General features: G+C 65.7%; 2 protein-coding genes and 1 pseudogene. 2 read left to right on the forward strand and 1 reads right to left on the reverse strand.

Features of this window, described 5'->3' with window-relative positions:
* Positions 1–94: 94 nt before the first annotated feature.
* A pseudogene (locus tag ACZ6N8_RS31155) lies at positions 95–286 on the forward strand (hypothetical protein); the annotation flags it as partial.
* Positions 287–659: 373 nt separating this feature from the next.
* A complete protein-coding gene (locus ACZ6N8_RS31160) occupies positions 660–1,367 on the forward strand; it encodes a transporter substrate-binding domain-containing protein (RefSeq protein ID WP_466014637.1) in 708 nt (235 codons plus the stop codon).
* Between the two features lie 251 nt (positions 1,368–1,618).
* Here ACZ6N8_RS31160 and ACZ6N8_RS31165 read toward each other — a convergent pair whose 3' ends face one another.
* Complete coding sequence (locus tag ACZ6N8_RS31165) at positions 1,619–1,954, reverse strand: hypothetical protein (RefSeq protein ID WP_466014639.1); 336 nt, start codon at positions 1,952–1,954, stop codon at positions 1,619–1,621.
* Between the last annotated feature and the right edge of the window lie 124 nt (positions 1,955–2,078).

The raw sequence follows: 2,078 nt of genomic DNA on the forward strand, positions 1-2,078 counted from the left end.
GAACGCCTTCGACATCGCCTTCGAAGGACGCCTGTCCGCAGGCCGCAAGTAGCCGTCAACAACCCGAGTTACACCGTTCGTTTGACAGACCCGCGCGGTCCTCGCCGAGCAAACCGACGAATGGACCGAAGGACGCCGCTACATGGGCATGGAACTCCTCGCCAAAGCCCGCCTCGTCACCGTCACGCACAACCAACACACCAACGACCAACCCGACCCCAATCGCCGCCTAACATCAAACCGGATCCAGCGATGGCCGCCTCTTTCACCCCCAGCGCGGACGTGACCTGACGATACCGACCCGCCAGCCTGCACGACGTAGTCGCTTCAACGCATCTTGATCGTCCGGGTGACACGACGCCAGGTCAGGCATCCGGCGGCGGTACTGCTGTCGGCGTACGGATTCCGGTGCAGAGCCAGGTACGCCAAATGTGCAGGGGTCTGGGCGAGTGGCGCTGGGGATCCTGCGGCGCCGGTCGCCCCGGCGACGCACGTCCGATAGTCACGATGAGTAACCGGTGGACGAGTGACCGGTGGACGTGGGCCGTCGCCCGAATCTCGGCAGTAGAGCGCGTTCCAGTAGGGCCATGGCGGCAGGCGGCCTCGCCTCGACGGGCCGAGGCCATGTTGTCGGCGGAGTGACGGGCACAATACGTCGCATGGACATCATCAGCGATCTCGCTCCCACCGGTACGCTGCGAGCCTCGATTAACCTCGGCAACCCCGTCCTCGCCCAGGGCACGCCGGGGTCCCCTAGTGGCGTCACGGTGGACATCGCTCGTGAACTGGCCGCCAGGCTCGGAATCCCGGTCGAGCTGCTCTGCTTCGGAGCAGCCCGCGAGTCATTCGCGGCGATGGAGCAGGACCAGGCCGACATCTGCTTCCTGGCCATCGACCCAGCGCGGAAGGAGAGCGTCGCCTTCACCGCTCCCTACGCGGTCATCGAGGGAGCCTTCGCAGTCCCCGAGGCGTCACCCCTCCTCTCGGCCGCCGACGTAGACCACTCTGGCGTCCGCGTCGGGGTCAAGGCGGGATCTGCCTACGATCTGCACCTCTCCCGCACCCTCAAGCATGCGGAGGTGGTACGCGGCATCGAGGGGACCACGGTGTTCACCGAGCAGCAGCTCGATGTCGCAGCCGGCATCCGCCAGCCGCTTGCCGACTTTGCCGCCGCCCAGGGTGGCATTCGCCTGCTTGAGCCACACTTTATGAAGATCCGACAGGCGGTGGGCACCACCCGATCGCGCCGCGAACAGACCGTCGCCTATCTGCACGATTTCGTTGAACAGCTTAAGGCCAGCGGGTTCGTCGCCTCGTCCCTGGACCGCGCCGGCCGCCGCGACGCGACCGTCGCATCGCCCGGCTGACGTACGCCGATTCGGTGGATCACGCAGACGGCGGCACATCGAGCATTTCGAGCCGTGGCGGTTGGTCGGCGCCGGCCCAGCGGTGCAAGGTGCGTCGATGTTGACGAGGCGGTCTAGCTGCAAGCGATGTCGGCGGGCATGCCTAATCGCCGCCACACGGAACCGGAGTCGCGGGCTCCCAATGCGCGGACAAAGCAGCTTGCCGCGGCATACCGAGCTGCCGGTAAGACGAGACAAGAGCTGGCTGACCGTTACCCCGACCCACGCACATCGGCAGATCCGGACGCCGCCGGGTCGACCAATATAACTGACTGTAGTTGATCGTTGCAGAGTAAGCTCGGCCGCGCGCCGCAGCGGCACTCGTAGGTGTCGATAGCTGCCGTGTACTCGGTGGCGTACCCTGCTCTGCACTCGAAGCCGTACGCCGACAACTGCCCCCACAAATGCTCCGGCGGCACGGACAGGTCGAACGTCTGACAGACGGTCGCGAAGAAGTTGTCCATCGGCCCCGAGTGGTGCGCGTCGGCCATGAGCAGGAAGGTCAGCGCGGCATCATCGAGTCCTTGGACGACGACGAACTCCTCCACCCACGCCCGAAAATGCCCTGTCGCGATCCACTAAGAGACGTCTCGTAACTCCGAGCGTGGTTCGCAGCCGGATGCGATCCTCGGGGCATGACGGGCCCAGCGCAGGATGACGCCGAGGTGGCAT

The organism is Micromonospora sp. NPDC047521 (assembly GCF_055587305.1).